Raw genomic sequence first — 25,180 nt, 5'->3', positions numbered from 1 at the left:
CGAGCGCGGCGCTGCGCGCAGGTTCGGCCGGCTTGTGGCGCCTCATCACCGGGTGACGGAGCAATACGTGGCCGTGTGACACCCTTGCGCGCCGGGCGCTGCGCGTTTGGCGCCCCGAAAAGAGGGTATTCCTGACGGTGCTTCCGGCGCCCGGCCAATCGCAGGCCTCGCGAGCCGACGCCGAACCCGGACTAGGGAGCCTTGGCCAGGTAGTTCTGCAAAGGAGCGATTGTGAAGGATCCGGAAAGCGACCCGGTAGACCATGAACGCACTTTTCGTCAGCATGCTGGCGAGTCACTGAACAAGGGCGCCAATGCGCCCGGCATGGCAGGCGTCGCGGTCGCAGTGGTGGCACTGGTCATCGGCCTGTTTGCGCTGGCGACCGACCAAACGACGGCCGGCTGGATCGCCGTGATCGTGGCGGTCGCCGCGGGTACCGCTGGTTTGGCTTGGCTGAACCACACTCACCGGCGCGTCCGCGATGCGGAACTGGAATGGCACTCGGAGCACTCCGGCAAGCCAGCACCGCCACCAAGCAGCTGAACCGGCGCTTATTGGTCAGCAATGCCGATCACGGCGACAGCTTGCAGCACCACAACGCTGCGCGCATCGATGCTAAGCCGCGCCGCTGCGGGCACCTCCTTCGCCTGGGCCGGGGTGAGCTGGCCGGCTCCGGTATAGACGGCTGTGCGCCACCCACTTCCGAATGTGGCTGGCGGCAGGGTGAACTCGATCGGCTCGTGATGGGCGTTGAAGCAGAGAAAAAACGAGTCGTCGAGCACCTGCTGGCCACGTAGGTCCCGATCCGGAATGCCTTGGCCGTTGAGGAAGACGGCTACCGACTTCGCGAACCTCGCTCCCCAGTCTTCCTCGGTCATCTCGGAGCCATCGGGCGCGAACCAGGCGATGTCAGGCAGGCCATGCTCATCGCGCCGGCCTACCGGCTTGCCGCTGAAGAACCGGCGTCGGCGAAACACCGGGTGGTTGGCGCGCAGCGCCGCCACCGCGCGGGTGAACTCCAGCAGGCCGGTGTCGGCGTTGGCCCAATTGATCCAGGTGAGCTCGTTGTCCTGGCAGTAGCCGTTGTTGTTGCCGTTTTGGGTGCGTCCGAGCTCATCGCCATGGCAGATCATCGGAACGCCCTGCGAGACAAGTAAGGTCGTGAGGAAGTTGCGCTGCTGGCGGCCACGCAGCTCGGTGACGCCCGGGTCGTCGGTCGGCCCCTCTGCGCCGCAGTTCCATGACCGGTTGTGACTTTCGCCGTCGTTGTTGTCCTCACCGTTGGCCTCGTTGTGCTTGTCGTTGTAGGACACCAAGTCGCGCAGCGTGAATCCGTCGTGGGCGGTGACGAAGTTAATCGAAGCTACCGGCCGCCGCGACGTGCTCTCATAAAGATCTGCCGATCCAGACAGTCGGTAAGCGAACTCGTCCAGGGTGGCGGGCTCCCCACGCCAGAAATCGCGGACGGTGTCGCGGTACTTCCCGTTCCACTCCGTCCACTGCGGTGGGAAATTGCCCACCTGATAACCGCCGGGCCCGACGTCCCAGGGCTCAGCGATGAGCTTCACCTGGCTGACGGTCGGATCCTGTTGCACCAGCTCGAAAAATGTTGCGAGCCGGTCAACTTCGTAAAATTCGCGGGCCAACGTCGCGGCCAAGTCGAACCGGAAGCCGTCGATGTGCAGCTCGGTCACCCAGTAGCGCAGCGAGTCCATGATCAACTGCAGCGAGTGCGGATGACCGACGTTGAGGCTGTTGCCGGTGCCGGTGTGATCCAGGTAGTAGCGCTTGTCGTCATCGACCAACCGGTAATAGGCAGCGTTGTCGATGCCGCGCATCGATAGCGTCGGGCCCAGGTGATTGCCCTCGGCGGTGTGGTTGTAGACCACATCGAGGATCACCTCAATGCCCGCCTCGTGTAGCGAGCGCACCATCGCCTTGAACTCCTGCACCTGACCCCCCGCTGACGGGGCGCTGGAATATTTTGGGTCGGGCGCAAAAAACGAGATTGTGTGGTAACCCCAGTAGTTGGAGAGGCCCTTGTCGATCAGATTGGAGTCGTTGGCGAAGTGGTGCACCGGCATCAATTCGATCGCGGTAATACCGATGCTGGTGAGGTGCTCGATCATCGCCGGGTGCGCCACGCCGGCATAGGTACCGCGGAGATGTTCCGGTATCCCGGGGTGGGTTCGGGTCAGGCCTTTGACGTGCGCCTCGTAGATAACCGTGTCGGCGTATTGGTGCTTCGGCGGGCGGTCATTGCCCCAGTCGAAGTAGGGATTGATCACCACCGCCTTGGGCATGCTGGCCGCCGAATCGTCGTCGTTGCGGCTGTCGGGGTCACCGAAGGCGTAGCCAAACAGGGACTGGTTCCACGCGAATGTGCCGTCGATGGCTTTTGAATAGGGATCCAACAGCAGCTTGTTCGGGTTGCAACGGTGGCCGGTGTGGGGCTCGTAGGGACCGTGAACGCGATAACCGTAGCGCTGACCGGGTCCGATGGTCGGTACGTAAGCGTGCCAGACATAGGCGTCGACCTCGGGCGGCGTGATCCGGGTCTCGGCGCCGTCGGCGTCGAACAAGCAGAGCTCGACGCGCTCGGCGACTTCGCTGAACAGGGCGAAGTTGGTTCCCGCGCCGTCGTACGTCGCGCCCAGCGGATAGGAACGGCCCGGCCAAACTTCGGGTCGGGGCGGCGGGGCGAGGGCGGGGGCGCTGGTCATGGCGCTGGGGATACCCGATCGGCGCAGCGGTCAAACCCACTCGCGTTCGCCGCCCACTACGCGCGCTGCAGTCGAGACATGTTGGGAGACAGGCAGTTAGCGCAGCAGCCGACATCTTGGCCGAGGAGGCGGCCGGCAATCGCCCGGGCGAGCGCAAGCCGGCTGTTGAACAAATTCACTGATTTATCTAGTCATTGTACAAATTATCTGTTATGTTCAACCCCGTCCGTCTATGGAGTGGCGGTGCGCTAGTCGAGAAGGGAGCACCATGGCGACCAGAGCATTGGATGTAACGACGAAGCCTCACATTCCGGTCGAGCGATGGCGTGACCGGAAGCGGTACCTCTGGCTGGTGGGCTTGGTCTTGCCGACGGCTTTACCAGCAAGCCTTGCGCTGGCCTGGGTGTTCGGCAGGCTCGACTGGACCGCTGCCACGCCGGTGCTGTGGTGGATCGGCCCCATCTTGCTGTATGTGCTGTTGCCGATCCTGGACATGCTCTTGGGCCCCGACGGCCAAAACCCTCCCGAAGAGGTGATGGAGCGCCTCGAAAACGACAAGTACTACCGCTACTGCACCTACGCGTTCATCCCGTCTCAGATGATCAGCCTGGTGGCGGCCTGCTACCTGTGGACGGCCAGCGACCTGAGCTGGCTTGGCCTCGACGGAGGGCTGGGCCTGATTTCCAAGATCGGCCTGACGATGACTATCGGCGTCGTCGGTGGAGTGGGCATCAACACCGCGCACGAGTTGGGCCATAAGCGCGAGAACCTGGAGCGCTGGCTATCCAAGATCACACTGGCCCAGACCCTCTACGGGCACTTCTACATCGAGCACAACCGTGGCCACCACGTCCGCGTCTCAACTCCAGAAGACCCGGCTAGCGCACGCTTTGGCGAGAGCTTCTGGATGTTCTTGCCGCGTAGCATGTTCGGCTCGCTCAAGTCGGCCTGGGAGCTGGAGAAAGCCCGCATGCAGCGGATCAACAAGCCCACCTGCAGCATTCACAACGACGTGCTCAACGCTTGGGTCATGTCGGTCGTTCTGTTCGGCGCGCTCACCGCCGTCTTCGGGTGGCAGGTGCTGCCATTCCTGGTGATCCAAGCGCTGTATGGCGCCTCGCTGTTGGAGTCGGTCAACTACCTCGAACACTACGGTCTACTGCGGCAACGGAATGCTTCCGGACGCTATGAGCGTTGCGCCCCGGTGCACAGCTGGAACTCCGACCACATCATGACCAATATCTTCCTCTACCACCTACAGCGGCACAGCGACCACCACGCCAACCCGCTACGCCGCTACCAGACCCTGCGCAGCATGGCTGGCGCTCCCAACCTGCCCAGCGGATACGCCACCCTGATCACCCTGACCTACCTCCCCCCGCTGTGGCGAAAGGTGATGGACCGCCGCGTGATCGAGCACTACGGCGGTGACATCACCAAGGTGAACATCGACCCGCGCAAGCGCGCAAAGGTCCTCGCCCGCTATGGGGCGCAATGATGGCCGCCTACCAGTGCCCGGTGTGCGACTATGTCTATGACGAAGTCATAGGGGCCTCTCGCGAGGGGTACCCTGGGGGAACCAAGTGGGACGACATCGACGACGACTGGAACTGCCCGGACTGCGGGGTCCGCGAGAAGGTCGATTTCAACCCAAAGGAGGCTTGAGATGTCAACCGATTTCAAGCTGTATCGCTGCATACAGTGCGGATTCGAGTACGACGAGGCACAAGGGTGGCCGGAAGACGGCATAGCTCCGGGAACCCGGTGGGACGACATTCCCGACGACTGGAGTTGCCCGGATTGCGGGGCCGCCAAGTCCGACTTCGAAATGGTCGAAGTCAGCCGAGCCTAACGCCTTCACCTAACAGCGGACGGCTGGATCGTCAGAGCTTCATTGCGCGCAACGATATTCGAGCCACCATGGCGCACCTCGTCGACCACCTCGCCCAACGGGGGGCGGGGCCAACCGGTCCTTTGCCGCACCATCACCGGAAGCACTGTCAATGCCCACTAACCTCAGCTACATGGCCGAGCCCGAGCCCTCGCGAAGCCGCAACCCGTATCAGAACACCGCTGTGAGTCTGATGCACAACGGGGTGCTGGACGCACTGCACGGCTTGCTGCTCACCCGCAAATGGACGTCCATCACGATGGCCGACGTCGCATCGGCGGCCGGCGTCAGCCGGGGCACCATCTACAACGAGTTCCAGTCGCGAAGCGGTCTCGCTCGCAGCTACGCCCTGCGCCTGACCGACACCATCGTCACCGGAATGCGCACGGCCATCAACGAACACCACGGCGATGGCTACGCTGCCATGCGCACGGTATTCCGCGACTTCTTCGACCGCGTCCAACACGACCCACTCGCCCAGGTATTGCGCACCGAGGACGCTCCCAACGACATTCTCCGGTTGATCACGGTCGAAAGTCAGTTTTTGGTCGACCATGCCTCCCAACACCTGTCGCAGACCTTCCAGAACAGCTGGGTGAACGCCGACGAATACGACGCGGAAGTCATGGGCAGGGCTGTTGTCCGGGCCGCGTTGAGCTTTCTCGCCCTGCCTCCCCGCGACGCCGACCAAGCCGCAAAAGGCATGGCACGTCTGCTCGCGCCGTTCATCGAATCGATCGGAAGATAACGCCCAGTCCCCGCTACCGTGTGAGACATGAAATATCTCGACGTCGAGCGCATCGGAAAAGTCAGCCGGATCGGCCTGGGTACCTGGCAGTTCGGCTCGCGCGAATGGGGGTACGGGGACCGCTACGCCGCCGGCGCCGCCCGCGACATCGTGCAGCGTGCCCTCGCCTTGGGGGTCACCCTCTTCGATACCGCTGAGGTGTATGGGCTCGGCAAGAGCGAGCGGATCCTCGGCGAGGCGCTCGGCGACCAGCGCGACCAGGTGGTGGTGGCCAGCAAGATTTTCCCGGTCGCGCCGTTTCCGGCCGTGATCAAGCAGCGCGAACGGGCCAGTGCCCGGCGGCTGCAGTTGGACCGTATCCCCCTCTACCAGGTCCATCAGCCCAATCCGGTGGTCCCAGACTCGGTGATCATGCCGGGCATGCGGCAGCTCCTCGACAACGGCAAGATCGGTGCGGCCGGCGTCTCCAACTACTCGCTGGCGAGATGGCGCAAGGCCGACGCTGCGCTGGGGCGCCCGGTGATCAGCAACCAGGTGCATTTCTCTCTCGCCCACCCTGGCGCGCTGGATTACTTGGTTCCCTTCGCTGAACGGGAAAACCGCATCGTCATCGCCTACAGCCCGCTCGCGCAGGGGCTGCTGGGCGGCAAGTACGGCGTCGACAACCGACCCGGTGGAGTCCGCGCCGCCAATCCGCTGTTTGGCACCGAGAATTTGCGCCGGATCGAGCCGCTGCTGCAGACGCTTCGCACCGTCGCCGCAGCAGTCGACGCCAAGCCGGCGCAGGTAGCGCTGGCCTGGCTAATCAGCCTGCCCGGCGTGGTCGCGATACCGGGAGCGTCCAGTGTCGAGCAGCTCGAATTCAACGTCGCAGCAGCTGATCTCGATCTCAGCGCGGAGTCCCGCGATGCACTGACCAACGCGGCCCGGGCATTTCACCCGACGTCGGTAAGGCGCTTCCTCAGCGATATGGTGCGCGAGCGGCTGGAACGCCGTTAAGGCGGTTTCGTCACCGACATCAGCAGCGCCCCTGGGCTGCGAAATCGCTTCTGTCACAGCAGTTTCTGGATCGAACCGGCAGAGTGTGGCGTCCCCTGTACGGCTATATCGTGCGCGTCAGGCGATCGGCCAGCAGCTCAGCGAACCGCGCCGGGTCCTCCGGTGTTCCGCCTTCAGCCAGAAGCGCAGTGCCGTAGAGCAATTCGGCGGTCTCCGGCACGGAAGGATCGTCGCCGCGGTCGTGGTGTGCTTGGCGCAGACCGATTACCAGCGGGTGATTGGGGTTGAGTTCCAGAATCCGCTTGCCCACCGGGACCTCCTGCCCAGACGCCCGGTAGATGCGGGCCAGCGCCGGCGTCATCCCGAAAGCGTCGGTGATCAGACAGGCCGGCGACTCGGTCAAGCGGGTGGACAGCCGCACTTCCTTGACGTGGTCGCTCAACGTCTCCTTCAGCCAGGCCAGTAGGTCGGCGAACTCCTTCTGCTGCTCTTCGCGCTCGGCCTCGCTCGTGTCCTCGTCGGAGTCCAGATCCACCTCGCCCTTGGCGACCGACTGCAGCGGTTTGCCGTCGAACTCGTGGACTGCTCCCACCCACACTTCGTCGACCGGGTCGGTGAGCAGCAGCACCTCGTAGCCCTTGGCTTTGAATGCCTCGAGGTGCGGCGACTTCAGGATCTGCTGACGCGACTCCCCCGTGGCGTAGAAAATCTGCTTCTGCCCCTCCTTCATGCGCTGCACATACTCGTCCAGTGTGGTGGCCTCTTCTTCGCTGCGGGTTGAGGCGAACGATGATATTTGCAGCAACGTTTCCCGGTTGTCGAAGTCCGACAGCAGGCCCTCCTTGACGACCTTGCCGAATTGGGTCCAGAAAGTGCGGTAGTCCTCCGGGCGCTCGGTTTGCAGGTCCTTGATGGTGGACAGGACCTTCTTGGTCAAGCGGCGACGGATGGCGTTGATCTGGCGATCTTGCTGCAGGATCTCGCGAGATACGTTGAGCGACATATCCTGTGCGTCGACAACGCCCTTGACGAAGCGCAGGTACTCGGGCATCAGCTGGTCGCAGTCACCCATGATGAACACGCGCTTGACATATAGCTGGATCCCGATACTGGCGTCCCGGTTGAACAGGTCGAACGGGGCGTGCTTCGGGATGAAAAGCAAAGCTTGGTACTCGAAGGTGCCCTCGGCCTTCATCGCAATGACCTCTAATGGGTCGTCCCAGGCATGCGCGATGTGCTTGTAGAACTCCTTATACTCCTCCTCAGAGACCTCGTCTTTGGGCTTAGCCCATAGCGCCTTCATGGAGTTGAGGGTCTCGGTTTCGATGGTGACGGTCTCTTCGCCACCTTCCTCTCCCTCCTCCGCGGCCGCCGGGGTGCGTTTCTCGACCTCCATGCGGATCGGCCAGGCAATGAAGTCGGAGTACTTCTTGACCAGGCTCCTGATCTTCCACTCCGAGGTGTAGTCATAGAGCTCGTTTTCGGCGTCTTCCGGCTTGAGGTGCAGCGTCACCGACGTACCCTGTGGCGCGCCCTCCACGGATTCGATGGTGTAGGTGCCCTCGCCGCTCGACTCCCATCTCGTGGCCTCGCTTTCACCGGCCTTGCGGGTAAGCAGCTCGACTTTGTCAGCCACCATGAACGACGAGTAGAACCCGATCCCGAATTGGCCGATCAGCTCATCGGAGGCCGCTTCGTTCTTGGCCTCCCGCAGCTGCGCCCGCAGCTCCGCGGTACCAGACTTGGCCAGCGTGCCGATCAGATCGACGACCTCCTCGCGGGTCATACCGATGCCGTTGTCCCGAACGGTGAGAGTCCTTGCACCTTTGTCTGCGTCGATCTGGATGTGCAGATCAGAGGTATCAACATGGAGGTCCTTATTGCGGAGCGCCTCAAGTCGCACCTTGTCCAGTGCGTCGGAGGCGTTGGAGATCAACTCCCGCAGAAACGAATCCTTGTTGGAATAGACGGAGTGGATCATCAGATCCAACAGCTGCCGGGCCTCCGCCTGGAACTCCAGCTGCTCGACATGCGCGTTCATGACATTCCTTCCGACGAGATCGCGTCTCGAATCTAGCGAGCGCCGAATCGCCGGTGAGCTGGGGGTGGTCCCCCAGTCGTTAGCGCCGCATCCGGCGAGCTACCTCGCCGTACCGCTCGAGACGCTCCGGGTCGGTTCGGGCGTTGTAGAAGACAAGGCGCTCGGTGATTGCGTCGTACTTCTTGGCCAACGCGTCAGCCAACCCGTCCCAGGTCGACTCGGTGGCGAAGGCGGCGACGTGCTCGTCGGTGATCTGGGCCGCCATGCCGGCGAAGTCGCCGGCCTTCTGCTGCTGCCGAACGCGGGCCGTCGTACCCTCAAACCCGGCCTCGTCCAAGATAAAGGCGTAGTTGGGCGTGCTGCTGTAGAACGCGATGCTGGCCCGCACGCTTTCACGTTCCTTGGCCCGTTCTTCGTCGCTATCGCCCACGATGGTCATCACCGGCACGATCAAGGCGATGTCCGAGGATGAGCGGCCCGCTTTTTCCGCGCCCGCGGCGACGTTCGGTAACACGTGCCGGGCGATGTAGCCGGGCTCGCCGATCGGATGGATGTGGACGCCGTCGGCCACTTCGCCGGCCATCCGCAGCATCCAGGGATTCACCGCTGAAATATCGACTTTGGGATCAGGGACGTCGATGGGGCCCGGGCTCCACTGCGGAGTGATGAAGTCGAGGTTATAGAACTCGCCATGGTGATCAAGGGTCCCGGTGCGGAAGGCCGAGAAACATGCCTTGACCGCGAGCACATAGTCGCGCAACCGCGGGCCAGGCCGTTCGAACGTCACCCCATAGCGCCGCACGACGTGAGTGCGCACCTGCGTTCCCAGCCCCAGCCGGAACCTGCCGCCGGTTGCTTCCTGAAGCTCCCAGGCAGTGACCGCCGTGACGAATGGACTGCGTGGGAAGGCCACCGCAACGCCAGTGGACAAGTCGAGACCGGGAGCTGCTTGCGAAGCCACGGCGGCGTTGAGATAGGCGGTTCGGCCCGCTTCCGTGAACAACAGGCCGGAAAACCCGGCCGACTGAGCCTGCCGGGCGATGGCACCGATTTCACCTAGCGGTGCGGGAAAAGTCATCGCGTCGATGTGCATGAGACAGGAGCCTACGTTTCGACAATGACTGGCTGGCAGGAGCCAGTGCGCGCGGTGCCAGCGGAAAATATTGTCGACTCCCCATGCGCGGGCGCGGGTGGCATTACCGTGCTCCCATGACGTTCCAGCAACCGCCGTACCCCCCGCCCGCCCAGCCGCCCGAGCAGGGACCTTACGGTCCACCCGGCTACCCCGGCGGCTACCCGCCGCCGCCCAGTCCGTACGGTCAGGCCCATCCTCCGCCTCCGGCGTCGCTGGGCACCAATGGCTTTGCGATCGCGTCGCTGATCTTTGGAGTTCTCGGTGGCGTGCTGTTGAGCGTGATCTTCGGCATCATTGCGCTCACCCAAATCAAGCGGCGGGGCCAAAGTGGACGCGGCATGGCTATCGCAGGTCTGGTGCTATCCGCGGCGTGGACGCTAGTTATCGTGGCGGCGATTGTCGTGGCCGTGGTAGCCGACGATGGCTCGGTGCGCGCGACCAGCCTCAGTGTCGGTGACTGCATCGAATCGATTCCGGGTGACAACGCGCGGGTGCTCACGCTTCCCAAGGTGGCCTGCGCCAAACCACACGAAGGTGAGGTGTACGCGCAGTTCCGGGTGACCACAAGTAATTTCCCGGGGCAGTCGACCCTGGAAAGCGACTATCGGGAGAGGTGTCTGGCGGCGTTCGCCGCCTATGCTCCCAAGGCCGCGGACGACGAAGGCTACGAGAGCTACGTGCTGTACCCGACCCAGGAGACCTGGGACCAGGGCGACCGGGAGGTGGTGTGCATCGCCACCACCAAGCAGCAGCGGACGGGGTCGATTAAGGGGTAAGTGCCTCGCCGTCGACATGCGACCAGGAGCTATCGCTGTGCCTCAAGCTGTGCTTATTGGCGACGACTAGCGCACAGACTAAAGTCATTGCGCGGCAAGGCAATAGCGATCAGCACTCGAAACACTCATCGCGGTGTGCCAGGTTAGCTCGGTTGATACCATTGGCACGCAGCACTAATCGGCGACGCAGGGTACTGCCAGCAGCGTTGCGTTGCTGGCCGCCCCGGGCGAGGTGCAATCCGGCACCCGATGGACTGGTGTCCGCGCTGCCTGTGGCAGGCGGAGGTCTATCCCCCCAGCGCGCTCCTCGTACACCACGTCGATAGTGCACCACGCGCATTGTGCAATCGATCAAAGCTCAACGCGGGTGATTGAAAGTCGGGACACTTTATGGCAGCCTGCCGTGATTAGATCGTTATATCAGCGAGATAGGAGTGTAATTAAGTCTGTTATAAGACAGTAATAAGAACTAAATAAGTTCGTGATCGGAGGAGTGATTCGTCATGTCATATCTGATTGCAACACCGGAAGCGCTGGCCGCGGCGGCGACAGAGGTCGTCAGGACTGGCTCGACGCTCAGCGCCGCGAACAGCGCGGCGGCCGCCCCAACGACTCGGATCTTGGCGGCCGCAGCCGATGAGGTCTCGGCGGCTATCACCGCCCTGTTCAATGCCCACGCTCGGGAGTATCAAGTACTGACCGCTGAAGCGGCGGCGTTTCAAGCTCGGTTTACGCAGGCCTTGACGGCGGGTGCGCAGTGGTATGCGAGCACCGAAGCAGCAAACATCCTGCCGTTGCGGGGCGTCGTACAGAATGCGCTTGGTCTTGTTGATGCGGCCAGCGGACGCAACGGCACTGGCGTCTCGAGAACCACCTCGAATTCAACGGACCCGGCGGGTACGGCCGGCACTAGCACCTCCGCCGCCGCAACATCAGCCAGCGCAAAATCCGCCGCGCCTACCGCCGAAGCGGCAGCGCCCGCCGCCAGCACTGCACCGGTCGCTACCAGCGCGGCGGCCGTCAACTCGACTTCCGGCACCGCGGCAACCACACTGGCTAGCGACACCGCCACCGCCGCGACTTCGCTCGCAGCGCCCGCTCTCAATGCGGCAACATCCGCTGCCGGTGCGGGCGGCAGCCAACTTTCGGCGACGTATGCGACCACCTCGCAGTGGAATAACGGCTTCGTTGCCAATTACACAATCACGAATACCGGCCTGACTCCGCTGAGCAACTGGCAGCTCCAATTTGATCTGCCGGCAAACGAGTCCATCACGAATCTGTGGAACGGACAAGTTGCCCACTCCGGCACCCAGTACACCGTGACTCCGGCTAGCTATAACAGCACGATTGCACCGGGCAGTTCGGTGACCGTCGGCTTCCAGGCCGCTCAAGCCGGCGCTTACGCCCCACCGACCAATGTGCTCGTCAACGGACAACCAGTCACTGGGAGCACGACCCCACCCGTCACAACTCCACCCGTGACCACCCCACCGGTCCCGACACCGCCGGTGACCACCCCGCCGGTCACGACACCACCCGTCAGTACCGGCGGCGGCTTGGCGGCGAGCTTCGCTCCGACGTCGCAATGGAACAGCGGCTTCACCGGCAATTACACAATCACCAATTCCGGCGCAACTCCGGTGAGCAACTGGCAGCTCCAATTTGACTTGCCGGCAAGCCAATCCATCACGAATCTGTGGAACGGGCAGGTTACCCACTCCGGCACCCAGTACACCGTGACCCCGGCGAGCTATAACAGCACGATTGCCCCCGGCAGCTCGGTCACCGTCGGCTTCCAGGGCGCCCAGACCGGTACCTACTCGCCACCGACCAACCTGCTGATCAACGGGCAACCCGTCACCGGCGGCCCGACCCCACCAGTGACCACCCCGGCGGTTTCCACCCCACCGCCAACGACTCCTCCGACCGGCACGCTGATCACGGCCCAATACGGAACGACAACGATCAACGGTGGATATGTCGTGCAAAACAACGCCTGGAATAACCCTGGTGGGCAGGCTATTACCGCCACCCCTAATGGGTTTACCATCACCACCTCGAACGGATCGGCCCCCACCAACGGCGCCCCGCTGGGCTATCCCTCGGTCTACACGGGCTGGCATTACGGCACCGGCTCCATCGGCACCAACCTGCCACTGCAGCTCGGCCAGATCCAGACCGCGACCAGCAGCATCAGCTACAACTATCCCAGCAGCGGCGTTTACAACGCCTCCTATGACATCTGGCTCAACCCGACACCCATCACCACCGGTGTCAACCAGCAAGAGATCATGATCTGGTTCAACCACCAGGGCCCGATCCAGCCGGTGGGCACGATGATCGGCAACACCACCATCGACGGTCAGAACTTTGCGGTGTGGAAAGGCAGCAACGGCTTAAACAACGTGGTCTCCTATGTTGCGCCCACGCCGATAACCTCTTGGGACAATTTCAATGTCATGAGTTTCATTGACAACACTCAAACCCTGGAGCCGATATCCGACTCGTGGTACCTCACCAGCATCCAAGCCGGTTTCGAACCGTGGAGCGGCAGCGTCGGCGCGGGAGTCAACTCCTTCTCGGCCAACGTCAAGTAGTCACGTCCACTGCGCGCTCGTTTCGGGTCGGGCACCCTGTGCGTTCCACCTCTGTGCGCCAGGCTATTTCGCGCAGACGACGCGCCCGTAGGGTTCAAGACCGTCGGGAGTTGTGCGTCGCGCTACCAGTAGTGCACGCGCGACGGCGGAGCCAGATCATCGAAAGCGGTCGTGTCGCCGTTGCACCAACGACCAAGCGCAACGCGGAGGTCCTGACGGTCGCGATGCCGCTGACTGCGGTTCTCCTGACGATGCTGTGGGCCACAGTGGCATACCCAACAGGAGCAGACGTTGATGCCGGTGAAGCGGAGCCCCAGTGACACCTGGTAGCCGGCAACCAGCCCTCCCGTTTCGCCGGCGGTAGGTCAGGGAGATCGCACTCAGCGTGATCGGCTGAGTGCTGCGCCTCGGCGGCGACATCGCCACGAGTGAGCTGAACCCAGAAGGGACTATGGGCATCGGTACGAGACAAGGCAGCGCCTCCAAGGGATTGAGCGCCCCTGCCCGCTACCCCCGGATGAGGACGGACAGGGGCTAGCCTGGGCCAGCACACACCGCACCGACATCAACGACCTCACTCCGCCTTTTGGGGGCCTGCGGGGTGCCCGCGATCCAGGTGGGCCGGGGGTAGCCATTCGGTGTCACCGTGGGCGTTTTTGCGGGTGGTCCAGCCTTTCTCGACGAGTCGGTTGTCGACTGGCCCCGGGCCGGGCGGCGTTGCCGCGACCGTCATGCGCAAACTAGCTGCGGTTCCTCGACAGCAGCAGATGGGCGGATGCGAGCATGTCTGACAGTGTTGAGATAGCGCGCAACGATTGCGTCAGCATGGGCGTCGAACAGGCGCGTGTGTCCGGGAAGTGTTGCTCGTCAGGCGAATACGCCTGTACTGTGGTCACGTCAACCGGGTTCGTCGTCGTCGTTGTTGTGGTGGCGGAATCGTTCCGGGTGATGGTACGGGTTGGTGCGGGGTTAGCTCGGAGATGACTTAACCGTCGTTGTCGCCTGACGATGCTGGGGTGTCACGTGGTGGACTTGGCTGTGGTAGGCCGGCGCGTCACAGCCCGGCTTCGTGCACCCGCGATCTTTGGCGTAGAGCATGATGCGCTGGGCTGGGCAGGCCAGCCGCTTGGCGTGGTACAACGCCAGGGGTTTGCCGTCATCAAACAATGCCAGGTAGGTCCAGGTCGGCATCCAGCGCAGCGAAGACCTCGACGATCTCCTCGCGACTGCTCGAACCCATACCTGAAATTCTACGAAGGGCCACCGACAAGAATCCCCGCGCTGTGACCACTGAAGCCACAGTGGCACAAGAGATTACAGCGACCTAGCGGCCCAGCGCTGCGAGTCCTCAGCACGGGGGCCGAGCCAAGGTCACTGTAAGCATGTAGTTTCGGCGGCCACCGATCCGCGAGTGCGATTTCGCGAGCGATCTGCATGGTCCCGGTCACCATCGACCAATCGTCACACCACAGCCAAGCCGCCATGCTGGCCCTCTGCTCCGGCACGGCGACGGCGGCGCGGCACGCGGGAGATCACCGATTTCCCGCACCTCTGTCAACGTCTTTGCCGTTCATGTTGCGGCGGCACAGGACACTGCATGCCGGTCGAACCGCATGAGCCCGCCCGGTTTACATCATGTGGCAGCTGACGCAGCCCTACTCTGAGGCGGCTGAGGCGACATTCCCACCGCCGGCATCTGATGCGGACACGACACCGGCCGATGCGACCGATCCACCGACCCCTCCAGGCGCTCGACCTCATACCGAGCCAACCAGGCCGGCAGCGTTTGCCGCGACACCCCCGTCTTCTCGGCCGCCTGGCTAATCGACAACCCATCGGCAATAACTAACATCACGGTTAACTCCCTCATTTAGGGAGTGTCAAGGATCAACCGAAACAACTGTCAAGCATTAGCCGAAACACTGTCAGGCATCACCCGACGTAGAAATGTCAAGCATCACCCGAGCTCATACACCTCTCTTGTTATGTGTGGGGCGGGCGGGGCTCGAACCCGCGACCAACGGATTATGAGTCCGCGGCTCTAACCAACTGAGCTACCGCCCCTTGTACTAACTAGCTGCAGATATGTTCTCCACCGTGACTGAATCAGCGTCGGAATACCGCAGTGATACCGCAGCACTCTTGATGGCCTGCCCGAGCGCAGCTGCCGCGCCCGCCAAGTCGTCGCTGAGCAGGTGGCCATAACGGTCCAAGGTCATGGCCGCTGTCGCGTGTCCGAGAAGCCTCTGCACGACCTTGACATTAGCGCCCGCGCTGATCGCGAGCGATGCCGTGGTGTGCCTCAGCCCGTGCGGGACCAAGTCGGTGATGCCAACCGCCTTGCATCCCTTGTCGAAGGCTCTCCGGTACTCCTCGATGGGCAGGTGTTCGCCGCGATGGCTCGGGAACACGAGGGCATTGGGCTCGATTGATAGCTCATCCCGCAGCCGCTCCCATACCGGCTCAGGGATAGGCACGTGGCGCGCCCGGTTCGTCTTCGTCGTCGTCTCGACAATCCCGCTGCCGGTCACATACGCAGCCGATGAACGGATCGTCAACTGCAGGTCCCCCACGTGCTCGCGACGCAGCGCCGCTGCCTCACCGAAGCGGAGTCCGCAGTAGCCGAGAACCAGGGCCAGCGTCTCGAATCGCTCCGTAGCCCTGGCGAGCTGGAGAAGCTCGGCATGGGTCAGGTAGCGCCGCTCCCGCTCGGTCGCGGTCGGCAAGTCTTCGGTCCGCTTGATCTCGCCAGCCACATTCTTGGCGATCTTGCCCGTGCGTTGCGCGTACTTGAGCACTGCGCCCACGAGCTGGTGGGCCTGAGTGATACGACTGGCCGACAATGCGGTACCGCGCTGTGAGCCGTCCACAGCCAAACCGCCGAGCCGCGTTGAGTACGCTTGGTAGTCAATCTGTTTGAGCGGGACCTCACCCCACTTTGGCAGCACGAGCGTATCCAAGATGGACCGGTATCCCGCGACAGTCTTGGGCTTTCGATGACCCTTAGTGGCAAACCACTGTTCAGCGACTGATCCAAACGTCTCAGCGCTCTTGCGGGGGTCGACGTACTCCCCCCGCTGAATGTCCGCCGTCAGACCGTCCAGATAAGCCTGAGCGTCCGGTCTGCGCTCGAAGACTCTTGTGTGTTCCCTGCCGCTGTCATCAACCCAGCGCACGCGCCACCGCGTGACCTTTCCGTAGACGGCGGAGCGTTCCTTGCGAACCCGTCCATCAGAGCTCTTGACCTTCTTGTGCCACCGGTCGTCAATGCCGGCTCGCTGGTGCCTGGTCGTCACGGGCACGATAGTACCGCAACAATCCGTGGTACGAATCCGTTACTCACCCCACTCCCCCGCGCTCGGTCTTGGCGGCTTCCGCCTCTAACCACGCATCCAGGTCGGCGATATCGTAAAACGTGTGTCGGCCAAGGCGATAGCTGCGCGGACCCGTGCCCAGGTAACGCCAGTACCTCAGCGTCGACTCAGGTAAGCCACCCAGGTACTCGGCTGCGGCCTTGGTGCCCAGCCGAACCACAGATGTTGCGGTCATCGCTCTACTTCCTGTCGTCGCTCAATGCGCTTATGGCCCAATCGCTTTGGCAGTCCCAGAGCCAACCGCAAAATCCTCCCCATTGACAGCCCGATAACCATTTGCCCGATGGCATCCAACAACCGAAGAACGCCGAGAAGTCGACGCCCGGATCCCAATGTTTGCCGTAGAAGGAAAGTAGAACGGCGGTCACACGCGGGCTGATTCGAGCCAGTCGTTCACGTCGCGCCGCGTCCAGCGCCGATGCCGTCCGCTGAGGCGCACATGATGGGGTCCCGGTGCGTCAATTCCGCGCTCTCGCTTTGCAGCCCAGTCGTGCAGGGTCGACACTGGCACACCGGTGATCTCCCGCACCTGGATGGCGGTAAGGATCTCCGCGTGGTTTTCGTTGTCTTCCGTCATGATCGGATCCTTCTCCCCATCTCCCGGGGCTCGAAAAACTCGATGAGCGGATCATCAACTACAGCGCGGTGCTTTGGCCACCAGTAGCGGCGACTTCACCATAAATCGACACCCGCCGTTGAATTGCGCCGTAGATCGCCACGGCGAAATCCGACGGTCTCCGTTGCGCCGGGGCCCACTCGCCAACGGCCTGGAGGAGAGAAGGCAGGCAGGGGTATTATTCGAACGTTACGAAAGTCAGTTTGATTCATTCGGATGTATCGAGGAGGTGCGGTATGGGTGCTCAGGGCATCGAGTCGACGACGTTTGTGCCCGAGCGGACAGTGGACCTGGCGCCGGTGCTGAGCTTCCTGTCGGCCCATGAGCGGCAGCGCGGCCGCATGGTGGCCCCCAGCTACGCGCTGGTGGGCGCCGACGAGCACGACCGCGTCGAGCTGCCGCGAGAGGTTCATCAAGCGCTAATGCAGGTGGTGACAGCGCTGCACGCCGGCAAGGCGGTGACCATCGCGCCGCAGAGCATGACGCTGACCACCCAGCAGGCCGCCGACCTTCTCGGGGTGAGTCGTCCCACCGTGGTGCGTCTGATCAAGAGCGGCGAGCTGGCCGCCGAGCGCATCGGGAATCGCCACCGGCTCGTGCTCGACGACGTGTTGGCCTACCGGGAGGCCCGCCGGCAGCGCCAGTACGACGCGCTTGCCGAGACCGCGATGGACATCGACGCCGACGAGGATCCCGAGGTGATTTACGAGCGGTTGCGTGAGGCGCGGCGTGTTGTCGCCGCGCGCCGTAGAACTGAGCGGCGGCGCGCCTGAGACCATCGCTGCATGCTCGCAGCGATGCTCGACACGTCGGTGCTGTGGCCAAGCCGGCAGCGCGACTTTTTGTTGTCGTTGGCGGTGGAGGGTTTGTACCGACCGCTGTGGTCGACGGTGATCATGGAGGAGCTCGAGTACCACCAAACGCGGAAGCTTCGCCGCCGCGGCGTAGCCGGGGATGTCGCCGCGCAGCAAGCCCGCCGGCTGATCGACCAAATGCGGCTGGTGTTCAACGACGCCATGGTGGTGGGCTGGGAGTCGTTGGAGGGCAGTTTCAACCTTCCGGATCCCGATGACGAGCATGTGGTGGCGGCTGCAGTCCTCGGCGGCGCCGCCGCTATCGTCACGCACAACCTCAGGGACTTTCCACGCGCGAAGGTCCCGGCCCACATCGACGTGGTTTCACCGACCGTGTTCGCGGCCGACATCGTATCGGTCTCACCAGATCTGGCGCTGCGCGCCGTGACCGCGATGGCGGCACGCTATCGCTCCCCGGAACGATCCGTCGATGAAGTCCTGGACGAGCTGGCGACTCGCCACGCGATGGATGAGGCTGTCGAGACCATTCGGGCCGTCATGTGAGCGCCCGCCCGGACGCGCCGAGCACGACCCGCTCAAGACGGCAATCTGAGTTCAGTTCCGTTGGCCATCTGCACCGCCACTCCCACGTTTCCAAAACGCCCTGTGATTCAGTAACATTCATCCAGTTGGTCCAGTTCGTCTACCCTTTGCTACCACCGCGGCACCCTACGTCAAGCCCGCCAGCAATTTTCCCAGCGAATTAGCTTCTCGTGGTGGCACATTTGCACAAGGATGTGCGAGATTGCTGCTGGCACACGGGGTGTGCCAGCAGCGGCCACCCAGACTGGGCGGCCTACGGTTCGGCGGGTGGTGGCGAATGTTGACGATCGCGAAATTGTCGCGCTGACCGCCCCGTTCTGAACGACCCGCCAGCATTCGCCCATACCGCTTGGCGAGCCAACACGCGCCGCCTCTTGGCATAGACCTAGAGCACGCTCGATGTCCGCCCTCGTTACCCCCATCGCCCTCCGACCTTAGGGGACAAGACGACGCGCAGGCATCAACGGCGTGCGTACGAATCTAGTCACAGGCAGCCATCATCGCGGCGCGGATCTCGTCGTCGTCGACGGCCGTATACCGCTCCGTCGTCGCCACGCTCGAATGCCCGAGCAGCGTCTGCACCGCCCGCAGATTGCGTGAGCCGCGATAAGCCCGCGTTGTGAACCTGTGACGCAAGGTGTGCGCGGTCCAGTGTTCGGGCAGCGCGCCGGCCATCAGCTTGCCGACCCACCGCGGCGATCGGTGCCCGTCTTCGTCGCCGGGAACAGGTACCCGTCGGCGCCGTGTCGTAACCAGCGCAAATGCGGCCATACGGCATATGTCGCGCCGCGCGCATATGTCGCGGTGACCGCGCCATGCTCGATCATCGGCGGCCGCCTCAATCCGTACCGCCATAAATACCGCCATTTGGTCGATGACCGTGCCTTTCCGCGAATGTTCGTGGCTGTGTCTACGTGTGGTAATCCATTGCACCACAAGGGTGTAGAACATATATACGGATGCCTGCGGATACCGCCGTTAAGCCTGGGGGTCAAGTGGTCGCCTTGTGATTCACGCCTGGTATGTGTCCTGTCGAATCTCGACCCAGGGCGCCGTACGGACCAAAGGTCCGCACGGTTCGTATGGGTCGGCTCTGTCAGTCAGTGCCCACCCACGAGATGAGGCTCGGGGAGGCATCACCGTGATGGACGACTTGCGCGGCTGGCAAAGGTCGGGTCTTGACGACAGCTCTGACGACAACCGTGACGACAGTAGCTTCTCCAAACCACCACCGCTACAGCCCAGAAAAGCACTAATCGTGCCTGTTCACGGATCTTGCCCACTCCTGGCAGTGTGGGGGTCTGCGGAGGCTCGCCGCTCGCTTAACCCCCTACTGGACTGCTGCAAACCGCTCCCTCGCAAACGGCAATGTTCTGGTGATCGACCCTCGAAAGGTATCCGGCGCCAGCGTGCGATGCGTTCACCGCCTCAATTGCAAGATCACAACCCCTGTCGTAGGTGGGCTCGTAGGTGGCCAAGTCCCCCCCCTCGGACACAGGACGGAACGGCCGCATTGGTTCGCGGGGAGCATGGTTGCCTTCGGACGCCGGGAAGCCTGTCGGAGTGAACTCACTATCGTCGCGGATGCTCTGCGGTCTACACAATCGCGCCTCCGGTTCGTGTCGTGTTCCTCTGCCCGTTGCGGCACCGGCCATCCCCGCGCCGACGTCGGAGCCGCCAACCGTCACGGTGACGGCGACCGCCGCCGCGCCGGCAGCCCGAATACACGGCCGCATCGCCGAAGATTGGCTTTTGGCCCACACCCCCTTCCTGAGTCGCTGCCGACACTGAAGTGGAGCCAGATCATTCGCGATTGGAGATGAAGTGGGCGATCATGCTTCGACGTCCGGGCAATAGTGTTGGGTCGCAACGCAATGGACTTTTCACACACGGCGGTCAGCCCCGCCGTCCGGCCCGTTCGGCGAACGCGTCGAGCGCGGCGAGCACTTCAGGAGAACGCCACACGCGGTTGCGGGGCCCGCTGGTCGTCTCGACGAGGATTCCCGCCTCGGTGAGCGGGTTGAGGTAGCGGTGAGCGTTGGTGGACTCGATGCCCAGCTCCTGCGCGAGTAGCGCAGCGTTGACGACGGGACGGCGGGTCAACAGATCAGCGACCTTCCACACCGCCGAGTCGGACCGCGCGGTGATCACGTCGTTCCAATTCTCGCGGATACCACGAATATCGGCGACCAGCTGACGCCCGTTCGCGATAGCCAGGACGCTGGCCTCTGAGAAGCGCTCGACAATCGGCGCGGCTTCACCGTCGCGGTAGGCAGTCAGCGCGGCGAAGTATGCGCCCGTGTCGGCCAGCAGCCCGGCCGAGACCGGCACCGTCACCTGGCCGGTCAAGCCTTTGTTGCGCAGCATGGCTTGCACCAGTGCGCGGCCCGCGCGTCCATTCCCGTCGGTGAAAGGGTGAATGGTCTCGAACTGTGCATGGGCCACCGCGATCTGCGGCAGTGCGGGAACGTCGGCGCGCTGCGCGAAGGCGATCAAGTCGTCAATCGCGCCGGGGACCAGCTCGTGGCGCGGCCCGACGAATGTCGCGCCGATGGGGGTGGAGCCACCGCCGATCCACACTGGCTCGGTACGGAATTCGCCTGGCGAATGGCGTGGCTCGTTGGCCATCAACGCGCGGTGCATCACCAGGATGGCGTCGGCGTCAACAGTGTCGGACAGGGCGACCGCTGCTTGCATCGCAGCGGTGTTGGCGACGATCATCTCAGCGTTGCGCTTGGCCCTGCCACCAGGCAGCTCGGCCTCGGCGATAGCGCGGGCTGATGCGGTCAGGTTCTCGATCTGCGAGCTGGCGGCGGACTCTGATCGCAGCAACACAGCGGCAAACGGTGCGATTTCGCCTCCGAGTTCGACATCGAAGCGCGTGATCTGGTGGCTGGCGGATTCGGCTTCTGCGAGCACGGACGGCGGCAGGTCCAAGACCAGCTCGGCAATGTCGACCGGCACGGCGGGGTGGTAGGTGCCGTACTTCGGCAGCACGGGGCTCGCGTACCGCATCCCCTGTGGTTCCCAACGTGCATCCTCGTAGGTGATGGGGCGAAGTGAAGTCATTGCTCAAGTTTAACCTCATTTATATGGCTAAGTGAAGTTAATAGCGTCGGTTGACTTCATCTAGTACGGCCGCGTACAGGGCCGAGGGGGGCGAAGTGAAGTCATTGCTCCGGCTTAGACTCGCTAATGTGACTAAGTGAAGTTAACGGTGTTGGTCGACTTCACTTAGCGCAGCCGTGCCTGTGCCGGACGCCGCGAGATCGCCGCATCTACCGCCTCGGTCGCGCGAAGGTCGCCCTCGACAACGACCGCCAGGCGGTTGCAGTGGCTAATCCGTCAGCGATCATCTTGGCCAGCTCGCTGACCCCGGCGCCCCGAGCGCCGGTCAGCGCCGCGGCCGCCGTGCTGGCATCGAGGCGCAGCTCCTTCCGTCCGTCGCGACAGGAGCGCAGCGCGTTCAGGGCGGCAGCGGTGTCGACTATGGTGCCGCTGTCGCTTATCGAGAGCTGTCCAGCCGATACCGCAGTCGATACCGCAACACTTCCAGACCCGGCCAGCTCAGGCCAACGCGACAAGCCCTATCGCCGCAGCTAGAAGCTGGTATATCCCGAACGCGCCAACGCTAGCCAACGCAGCAAACGCCCAGGAACACCGATTATGAGTCCGCGGCTCTAACCAACTGAGCTACCGCCCCTGGTGAATCTTCTCGCCTACTATCTTCCGCCTTCTGCAACAACGCCAACGCGCACCCCGGTCGCCAACGACCACCGCGCCTAGGACACGGTAGACCAACGTCGGAGTCGGCTCGATAGCACAAGGTCATTACGCCCCCGCTCCACCCGACCGCCAACCATGGTTCGCGGATAACGTTGCGGCAAGAACGCTCTCACCTACCCGGCACAGAGTCTGGCAAGCCGAGCCGACAGGAGGGCCATGGCCGACGTCCTACCCCCAGGGCTAACAACGGCCGAGGCCACCCAGCGGCGCGCCAAGGGCGGTGCCAACCGACTTCCCCCCGCCAGACGACCGTCAGTCGTGCGCCGCCTACTCGGTGAGCTGACGCACTTTTTCGCCCTCCTACTATGGGCGGCCGCGGTACTCGCCTTCTTCGCCAAGCTGCCCCAACTCAGCATCGCCATCATCGCGGTGATCGTGCTCAATGGGGTCTTCGCCTTGATTCAGCAAGCACGAGCGGACCGGGCCGCCGACCGACTGCAGCAGCTGCTGCCGACGCGCATTACGGTCTGGCGTGACGGACGCCGCCAGGTGATCGAGGCCCAAGACGTAGTGGTCGACGACATACTCTTGCTCGAAAGCGGCGACCGGGTGCCCGCTGATGCGTTGGTGCTCAGCGAGAACCGGTTACTCGTCGACTCCTCCATGCTTACCGGCGAGAGCGTGGCCGGCGCAGTGGCCCAGGGCGACGCGCTGTTCGCGGGCACCTTCGTGGTCGAGGGCGATACGTGCGCCCGGGCCACCGCGATCGGCCAACACACGCGGCTAGCCGGCATCGCCCAGCTGACGATCTCGACCACCAAGCCCGACACCCCGCTAACCCGCGGACTGCACGGTGTGGTCCGGCTCACCGCGGCGATCGCGGTCAGCGTGGGTGCGGTCTTCCTGCTCACCTCGGTACTGGTGGGCAACCCCGTCCAGCAGGCGTTCGTGTTCGCAATCGGCGTCACGGTCGCCCTGGTCCCCGAAGCGTTGCTGCCGACGGTGACGCTGTCGCTGGCCTGGGGTTCGGAGCAGATGGCAAAGCGCCAAATTCTGGTCCGCAACCTCGAAGCCGTCGAGACGCTGGGCTCGACGACATTCATCTGCACCGACAAGACCGGCACGCTGACCCGCAACCAGATGACCGTCGTCGAGGCCTGGACACCCGCCGGCTCACTCAGCGTCGACGGCGCAGGCTACGGGCCGGCAGCCACGCTGGCGTGGTCCTCGCCCACCGCAACCGACTCGGTCCGCGAACTTGCCCTGGCCGCCGAGCGCTGCTCCACTGGATACGCCGAAGAGGTCGAAGGGCATTGGCGGGCCCACGGCGATCCTATGGAGGCGGCCCTGGACACCCTCGCTCGGCGCCTGGGCATCGACACGGTTCAGGACCGTCGCACCAGCGCCCCCGAGCTGCGCTTCCCCTTCGATCCCCGACTGCGCCGCATGGCCGTGGTGCTGGCCGACCAAGTCCTGGTGAAGGGTGCGCCGGACGCAGTGCTTCCCCTGTGCGGAGACGTCCCAGGGGCCCACCAGGCGGTGGAAGCCCTCACCGACCGTGGGCTGCGGGTGCTCGCGGTCGCCTCGAGCGCGCGCAAAGGCCGTACACCGCGCAACCAACAGGAGTGCGATCTGGGATTGCGCCTGCTCGGCGTCGTGGCGCTGCAGGATCCGCCGCGAGCCGAGGTCTCCGAGTCACTCCAGGCCTGCCGGAGGGCGGGAGTCAAAGTGGCGATGGTGACCGGTGACCATCCGGCCACCGCCACCGCCATCGCCGACCAGGTGGGGCTACGTTTCCCGAACTCACCCGTGCTGGTGGGTGCCGATCTACCGGAGGACGAGCAGCACCTGGCCGCACTGCTCGACCGCGACGGCATCGTGATCGCCCGGGTCTCCCCGGAGGACAAACTCCGCATCGCCCGTGCCGTGCGTTCACGCGGCCATGTGGTGGCAATGACCGGCGATGGCGTCAACGACGCCCCCGCGCTGCACGAGGCCGATATCGGCGTGGCCATGGGCGAATCCGGCACCGACGTCGCCCGCGAGGCCGCCGACCTGGTGCTGCTCGACGACTCCTTTGCCGGCATCGTGGCCGGTGTCGAGCAGGGCCGCGCGACTTTCGTCAATATCCGCCGGTTCTTGACCTATCACCTGACCGATAACGTCGCCGAGCTGGCACCGTTTCTGGTCTGGGCGCTCTCGGGCGGGTTGTTTCCGCTAGCGCTCGGCGTCTTGCAGATCATCGCCCTGGACATCGGCACCGACACCTTATCCGCGGTCGCACTCGGCGCTGAGCCGCCCGCCCCGCACCTGCTCGAAGGACCGCCAGTACACGGCCGGCTGATGAACCACACCGTGCTGCGCCGAGCCTTCGGGTTATTAGGGCCGCTTGAGGCAGTCCTGTCGTTGGTCGCCTTCTTGGTGTCATTGATAGCGCTCGGCTGGCGCCCCGGCGATCCTTTCCCTACCGGGCAGGACCTGGCCGCGGCGTCGGGCGCGGCGTTCATGACAGTCGTCTTCGCCCAATCGGCGAACGTCTTTGCCTGCCGGTCCTCGTCGCGTTGGCCCGGGGCAGTGGGCTGGGGCACCAACCCGCTCTTGGTGGCGGCGGTGCTCATTGAGCTGGCATTCTCCTTCGTCGTGCTATGGGTGTCACCCATCGCACGGCTGCTCGGCCAGTGCAACCCGCCGCTGTGGGGGTGGGTCGTCGCAATCGCGTCCGCGCCGATTCTGCTGGCCGTCGATGCACTCGACAAGCGCGTTCGGGCACTTATTCACCTACGGCAGCGTGTTGACCCTGGGCCGACTCGTGCGACCGGATGACTTGGGGGCTGTCAGCCGCATCGGCGGCAGCGATCAAAGCCCTGGCCAGCTCGCGAGCACGGTTGGCAGTAGTCGGCCAGTCCGGGTGCAACCCGCCGACCGCCACCCTACAAACGACCCGGCCGTCTGCGTCTTGGATGCCCTGGATACCCACGGTGAGTCGTGACCCTCGTTAGCGCTTTTCGACAGTCCACTGTTGGCCATCGCCGTTCCCCCCGGCGACCTTGTGCCGGTCATGGCCGTACTCTCTCCTGCGATGTCGTCAGTAGCGCCCCAAACGGTACGTTCACGCGACTGCGGGTCACAAGTGAACGTTGCTGCGCTACAAGGC

At 63.8% G+C, this 25,180-nt stretch carries 21 protein-coding genes, 1 tRNA gene and 4 pseudogenes; 13 read left to right on the top strand and 13 right to left on the bottom strand.

Annotated elements, in window-relative coordinates; translation table 11 throughout:
- Positions 1-231: 231 nt before the first annotated feature.
- Positions 232-543: a hypothetical protein gene (locus F0Q45_RS02965; protein ID WP_149652478.1), complete on the top strand. Its 312-nt coding sequence runs from the start codon at positions 232-234 to the stop codon at positions 541-543.
- A gap of 8 nt (positions 544-551) precedes the next feature.
- On the opposite strand, the gene glgX is transcribed toward F0Q45_RS02965, so the two are convergent.
- Positions 552-2,723 carry a glycogen debranching protein GlgX gene (gene glgX / locus F0Q45_RS02960; protein WP_149652477.1) on the bottom strand — a complete coding sequence of 724 codons (2,172 nt, stop codon included), beginning with the start codon at positions 2,721-2,723 and terminating at the stop codon, positions 552-554.
- Between the two features lie 268 nt (positions 2,724-2,991).
- On the opposite strand from glgX, the gene F0Q45_RS02955 reads away from it, so the two are divergent.
- From F0Q45_RS02955 to F0Q45_RS02935, 5 genes are all read left to right on the top strand, one after another.
- Positions 2,992-4,221, top strand: a complete 1,230-nt coding sequence (locus F0Q45_RS02955) for an alkane 1-monooxygenase (RefSeq protein WP_149652476.1) — start codon at positions 2,992-2,994, stop codon at positions 4,219-4,221.
- Positions 4,221-4,388, top strand: a complete 168-nt coding sequence (locus tag F0Q45_RS02950) for a rubredoxin (protein WP_149652475.1) — start codon at positions 4,221-4,223, stop codon at positions 4,386-4,388. Before F0Q45_RS02955 ends, F0Q45_RS02950 begins: the two co-directional genes overlap by 1 nt.
- A 1-nt stretch (position 4,389) precedes the next feature.
- Entirely contained in the window at positions 4,390-4,575 is a 186-nt protein-coding gene (locus F0Q45_RS02945; protein WP_149652474.1) for a rubredoxin, read from the top strand.
- 172 nt (positions 4,576-4,747) lie between these two features.
- Positions 4,748-5,362, top strand: a complete 615-nt coding sequence (locus F0Q45_RS02940; protein WP_262490843.1) for a TetR/AcrR family transcriptional regulator — start codon at positions 4,748-4,750, stop codon at positions 5,360-5,362.
- Positions 5,363-5,389: 27 nt separating this feature from the next.
- Complete coding sequence (locus F0Q45_RS02935) at positions 5,390-6,361, top strand: aldo/keto reductase (protein ID WP_149652472.1); 972 nt, start codon at positions 5,390-5,392, stop codon at positions 6,359-6,361.
- Between the two features lie 103 nt (positions 6,362-6,464).
- On the opposite strand, the gene htpG is transcribed toward F0Q45_RS02935, so the two are convergent.
- Together htpG and F0Q45_RS02925 are read right to left on the bottom strand one after the other, a co-directional pair.
- The gene (gene htpG / locus F0Q45_RS02930) at positions 6,465-8,402 is read right to left on the bottom strand and encodes a molecular chaperone HtpG (RefSeq protein ID WP_149652471.1); all 1,938 of its coding nucleotides are present in this window, start codon (positions 8,400-8,402) and stop codon (positions 6,465-6,467) included.
- Between the two features lie 79 nt (positions 8,403-8,481).
- Complete coding sequence (locus F0Q45_RS02925; RefSeq protein ID WP_149652470.1) at positions 8,482-9,495, bottom strand: TIGR03617 family F420-dependent LLM class oxidoreductase; 1,014 nt, start codon at positions 9,493-9,495, stop codon at positions 8,482-8,484.
- 116 nt (positions 9,496-9,611) lie between these two features.
- Between F0Q45_RS02925 and F0Q45_RS02920 the strand changes: the two genes are divergently transcribed.
- The 3 genes and pseudogenes from F0Q45_RS02920 (at position 9,612) to F0Q45_RS29870 (ending at position 12,913) form a co-directional block, all read left to right on the top strand.
- On the top strand, positions 9,612-10,313 hold the full coding sequence (locus tag F0Q45_RS02920; RefSeq protein ID WP_149652469.1) for a DUF4190 domain-containing protein: 702 nt from the start codon (positions 9,612-9,614) through the stop codon (positions 10,311-10,313).
- 503 nt (positions 10,314-10,816) lie between these two features.
- Positions 10,817-12,157: pseudogene (locus tag F0Q45_RS29875) on the top strand (cellulose binding domain-containing protein); the annotation flags it as partial.
- Between the two features lie 39 nt (positions 12,158-12,196).
- The gene (locus F0Q45_RS29870) at positions 12,197-12,913 is read left to right on the top strand and encodes a GH12 family glycosyl hydrolase domain-containing protein (protein ID WP_306439419.1); all 717 of its coding nucleotides are present in this window, start codon (positions 12,197-12,199) and stop codon (positions 12,911-12,913) included.
- A gap of 574 nt (positions 12,914-13,487) precedes the next feature.
- Here F0Q45_RS29870 and F0Q45_RS27465 read toward each other — a convergent pair.
- The 7 genes and pseudogenes from F0Q45_RS27465 to F0Q45_RS02880 all read right to left on the bottom strand — a co-directional run bounded on the left by F0Q45_RS27465 (position 13,488) and on the right by F0Q45_RS02880 (position 16,864).
- Positions 13,488-13,646: a hypothetical protein gene (locus tag F0Q45_RS27465; protein ID WP_188112762.1), complete on the bottom strand. Its 159-nt coding sequence runs from the start codon at positions 13,644-13,646 to the stop codon at positions 13,488-13,490.
- A 281-nt stretch (positions 13,647-13,927) separates the two neighbouring features.
- Positions 13,928-14,089 (bottom strand): annotated as a pseudogene (locus tag F0Q45_RS28965) (DUF222 domain-containing protein); the annotation flags it as partial.
- Between the two features lie 508 nt (positions 14,090-14,597).
- Positions 14,598-14,783 (bottom strand): annotated as a pseudogene (locus F0Q45_RS02900) (helix-turn-helix domain-containing protein); the annotation flags it as partial.
- Between the two features lie 120 nt (positions 14,784-14,903).
- Positions 14,904-14,977 (bottom strand) — tRNA-Ile (locus F0Q45_RS02895).
- A gap of 5 nt (positions 14,978-14,982) precedes the next feature.
- Complete coding sequence (locus F0Q45_RS02890; RefSeq protein WP_149652465.1) at positions 14,983-16,209, bottom strand: tyrosine-type recombinase/integrase; 1,227 nt, start codon at positions 16,207-16,209, stop codon at positions 14,983-14,985.
- 43 nt (positions 16,210-16,252) lie between these two features.
- Positions 16,253-16,462: a helix-turn-helix transcriptional regulator gene (locus F0Q45_RS02885; protein WP_149652464.1), complete on the bottom strand. Its 210-nt coding sequence runs from the start codon at positions 16,460-16,462 to the stop codon at positions 16,253-16,255.
- A 189-nt stretch (positions 16,463-16,651) separates the two neighbouring features.
- Positions 16,652-16,864: a helix-turn-helix transcriptional regulator gene (locus tag F0Q45_RS02880; protein ID WP_262490842.1), complete on the bottom strand. Its 213-nt coding sequence runs from the start codon at positions 16,862-16,864 to the stop codon at positions 16,652-16,654.
- Positions 16,865-16,937: 73 nt separating this feature from the next.
- Between F0Q45_RS02880 and F0Q45_RS02875 the strand changes: the two genes are divergently transcribed.
- Genes F0Q45_RS02875 through F0Q45_RS02865 form a run of 3 tightly spaced genes read left to right on the top strand, consistent with a single transcriptional unit; the run spans position 16,938 to position 18,261 of the window.
- Entirely contained in the window at positions 16,938-17,228 is a 291-nt protein-coding gene (locus F0Q45_RS02875; RefSeq protein WP_149652463.1) for a hypothetical protein, read from the top strand.
- Positions 17,140-17,676: a helix-turn-helix domain-containing protein gene (locus F0Q45_RS28960; protein WP_262490841.1), complete on the top strand. Its 537-nt coding sequence runs from the start codon at positions 17,140-17,142 to the stop codon at positions 17,674-17,676. Before F0Q45_RS02875 ends, F0Q45_RS28960 begins: the two co-directional genes overlap by 89 nt.
- Positions 17,677-17,688: 12 nt before the next feature.
- On the top strand, positions 17,689-18,261 hold the full coding sequence (locus F0Q45_RS02865; protein ID WP_149652462.1) for a PIN domain-containing protein: 573 nt from the start codon (positions 17,689-17,691) through the stop codon (positions 18,259-18,261).
- Positions 18,262-18,780: 519 nt separating this feature from the next.
- On the opposite strand, the pseudogene F0Q45_RS02860 reads toward F0Q45_RS02865, so the two are convergent.
- From F0Q45_RS02860 to F0Q45_RS02850, 3 genes and pseudogenes are all read right to left on the bottom strand, one after another.
- Positions 18,781-19,040, bottom strand: a pseudogene (locus F0Q45_RS02860) (tyrosine-type recombinase/integrase); the annotation flags it as partial.
- A gap of 1,156 nt (positions 19,041-20,196) precedes the next feature.
- Entirely contained in the window at positions 20,197-21,369 is a 1,173-nt protein-coding gene (locus F0Q45_RS02855; protein ID WP_149652461.1) for a Fic family protein, read from the bottom strand.
- A 209-nt stretch (positions 21,370-21,578) separates the two neighbouring features.
- Positions 21,579-21,884 carry a hypothetical protein gene (locus F0Q45_RS02850; RefSeq protein ID WP_149652460.1) on the bottom strand — a complete coding sequence of 102 codons (306 nt, stop codon included), beginning with the start codon at positions 21,882-21,884 and terminating at the stop codon, positions 21,579-21,581.
- Between the two features lie 358 nt (positions 21,885-22,242).
- Here F0Q45_RS02850 and F0Q45_RS02845 point away from each other — a divergent pair, with 358 nt between their 5' ends.
- Positions 22,243-24,849: a cation-translocating P-type ATPase gene (locus F0Q45_RS02845; protein ID WP_149652459.1), complete on the top strand. Its 2,607-nt coding sequence runs from the start codon at positions 22,243-22,245 to the stop codon at positions 24,847-24,849.
- Positions 24,850-25,180: the final 331 nt, after the last annotated feature.

The organism is Mycobacterium simiae (genome assembly GCF_008370645.1).
GTDB lineage: Bacteria > Actinomycetota > Actinomycetes > Mycobacteriales > Mycobacteriaceae > Mycobacterium > Mycobacterium simiae_A.
This window is presented reverse-complemented; position numbering and strand designations above follow the sequence as displayed.

What these genes read in the sequence shown, in the direction of transcription:
- glgX (WP_149652477.1), bottom strand. Translation starts at nt 2,723, where the DNA reads ATGACCAGCGCCCCCGCCCTCGCCCCGCCGCCCCGACCCGAAGTTTGG.
- F0Q45_RS02955 (WP_149652476.1), top strand. Translation starts at nt 2,992, where the DNA reads ATGGCGACCAGAGCATTGGATGTAACGACGAAGCCTCACATTCCGGTC.
- F0Q45_RS02950 (WP_149652475.1), top strand. Translation starts at nt 4,221, where the DNA reads ATGGCCGCCTACCAGTGCCCGGTGTGCGACTATGTCTATGACGAAGTC.
- F0Q45_RS02945 (WP_149652474.1), top strand. Translation starts at nt 4,390, where the DNA reads ATGTCAACCGATTTCAAGCTGTATCGCTGCATACAGTGCGGATTCGAG.
- F0Q45_RS02940 (WP_262490843.1), top strand. Translation starts at nt 4,748, where the DNA reads ATGGCCGAGCCCGAGCCCTCGCGAAGCCGCAACCCGTATCAGAACACC.
- F0Q45_RS02935 (WP_149652472.1), top strand. Translation starts at nt 5,390, where the DNA reads ATGAAATATCTCGACGTCGAGCGCATCGGAAAAGTCAGCCGGATCGGC.
- htpG (WP_149652471.1), bottom strand. Translation starts at nt 8,402, where the DNA reads ATGAACGCGCATGTCGAGCAGCTGGAGTTCCAGGCGGAGGCCCGGCAG.
- F0Q45_RS02925 (WP_149652470.1), bottom strand. Translation starts at nt 9,495, where the DNA reads ATGCACATCGACGCGATGACTTTTCCCGCACCGCTAGGTGAAATCGGT.
- F0Q45_RS02920 (WP_149652469.1), top strand. Translation starts at nt 9,612, where the DNA reads ATGACGTTCCAGCAACCGCCGTACCCCCCGCCCGCCCAGCCGCCCGAG.
- F0Q45_RS27465 (WP_188112762.1), bottom strand. Translation starts at nt 13,646, where the DNA reads ATGACGGTCGCGGCAACGCCGCCCGGCCCGGGGCCAGTCGACAACCGA.
- F0Q45_RS02885 (WP_149652464.1), bottom strand. Translation starts at nt 16,462, where the DNA reads ATGACCGCAACATCTGTGGTTCGGCTGGGCACCAAGGCCGCAGCCGAG.
- F0Q45_RS02880 (WP_262490842.1), bottom strand. Translation starts at nt 16,864, where the DNA reads ATGACGGAAGACAACGAAAACCACGCGGAGATCCTTACCGCCATCCAG.
- F0Q45_RS28960 (WP_262490841.1), top strand. Translation starts at nt 17,140, where the DNA reads ATGGGTGCTCAGGGCATCGAGTCGACGACGTTTGTGCCCGAGCGGACA.
- F0Q45_RS02865 (WP_149652462.1), top strand. Translation starts at nt 17,689, where the DNA reads ATGCTCGCAGCGATGCTCGACACGTCGGTGCTGTGGCCAAGCCGGCAG.
- F0Q45_RS02855 (WP_149652461.1), bottom strand. Translation starts at nt 21,369, where the DNA reads ATGACTTCACTTCGCCCCATCACCTACGAGGATGCACGTTGGGAACCA.
- F0Q45_RS02845 (WP_149652459.1), top strand. Translation starts at nt 22,243, where the DNA reads ATGGCCGACGTCCTACCCCCAGGGCTAACAACGGCCGAGGCCACCCAG.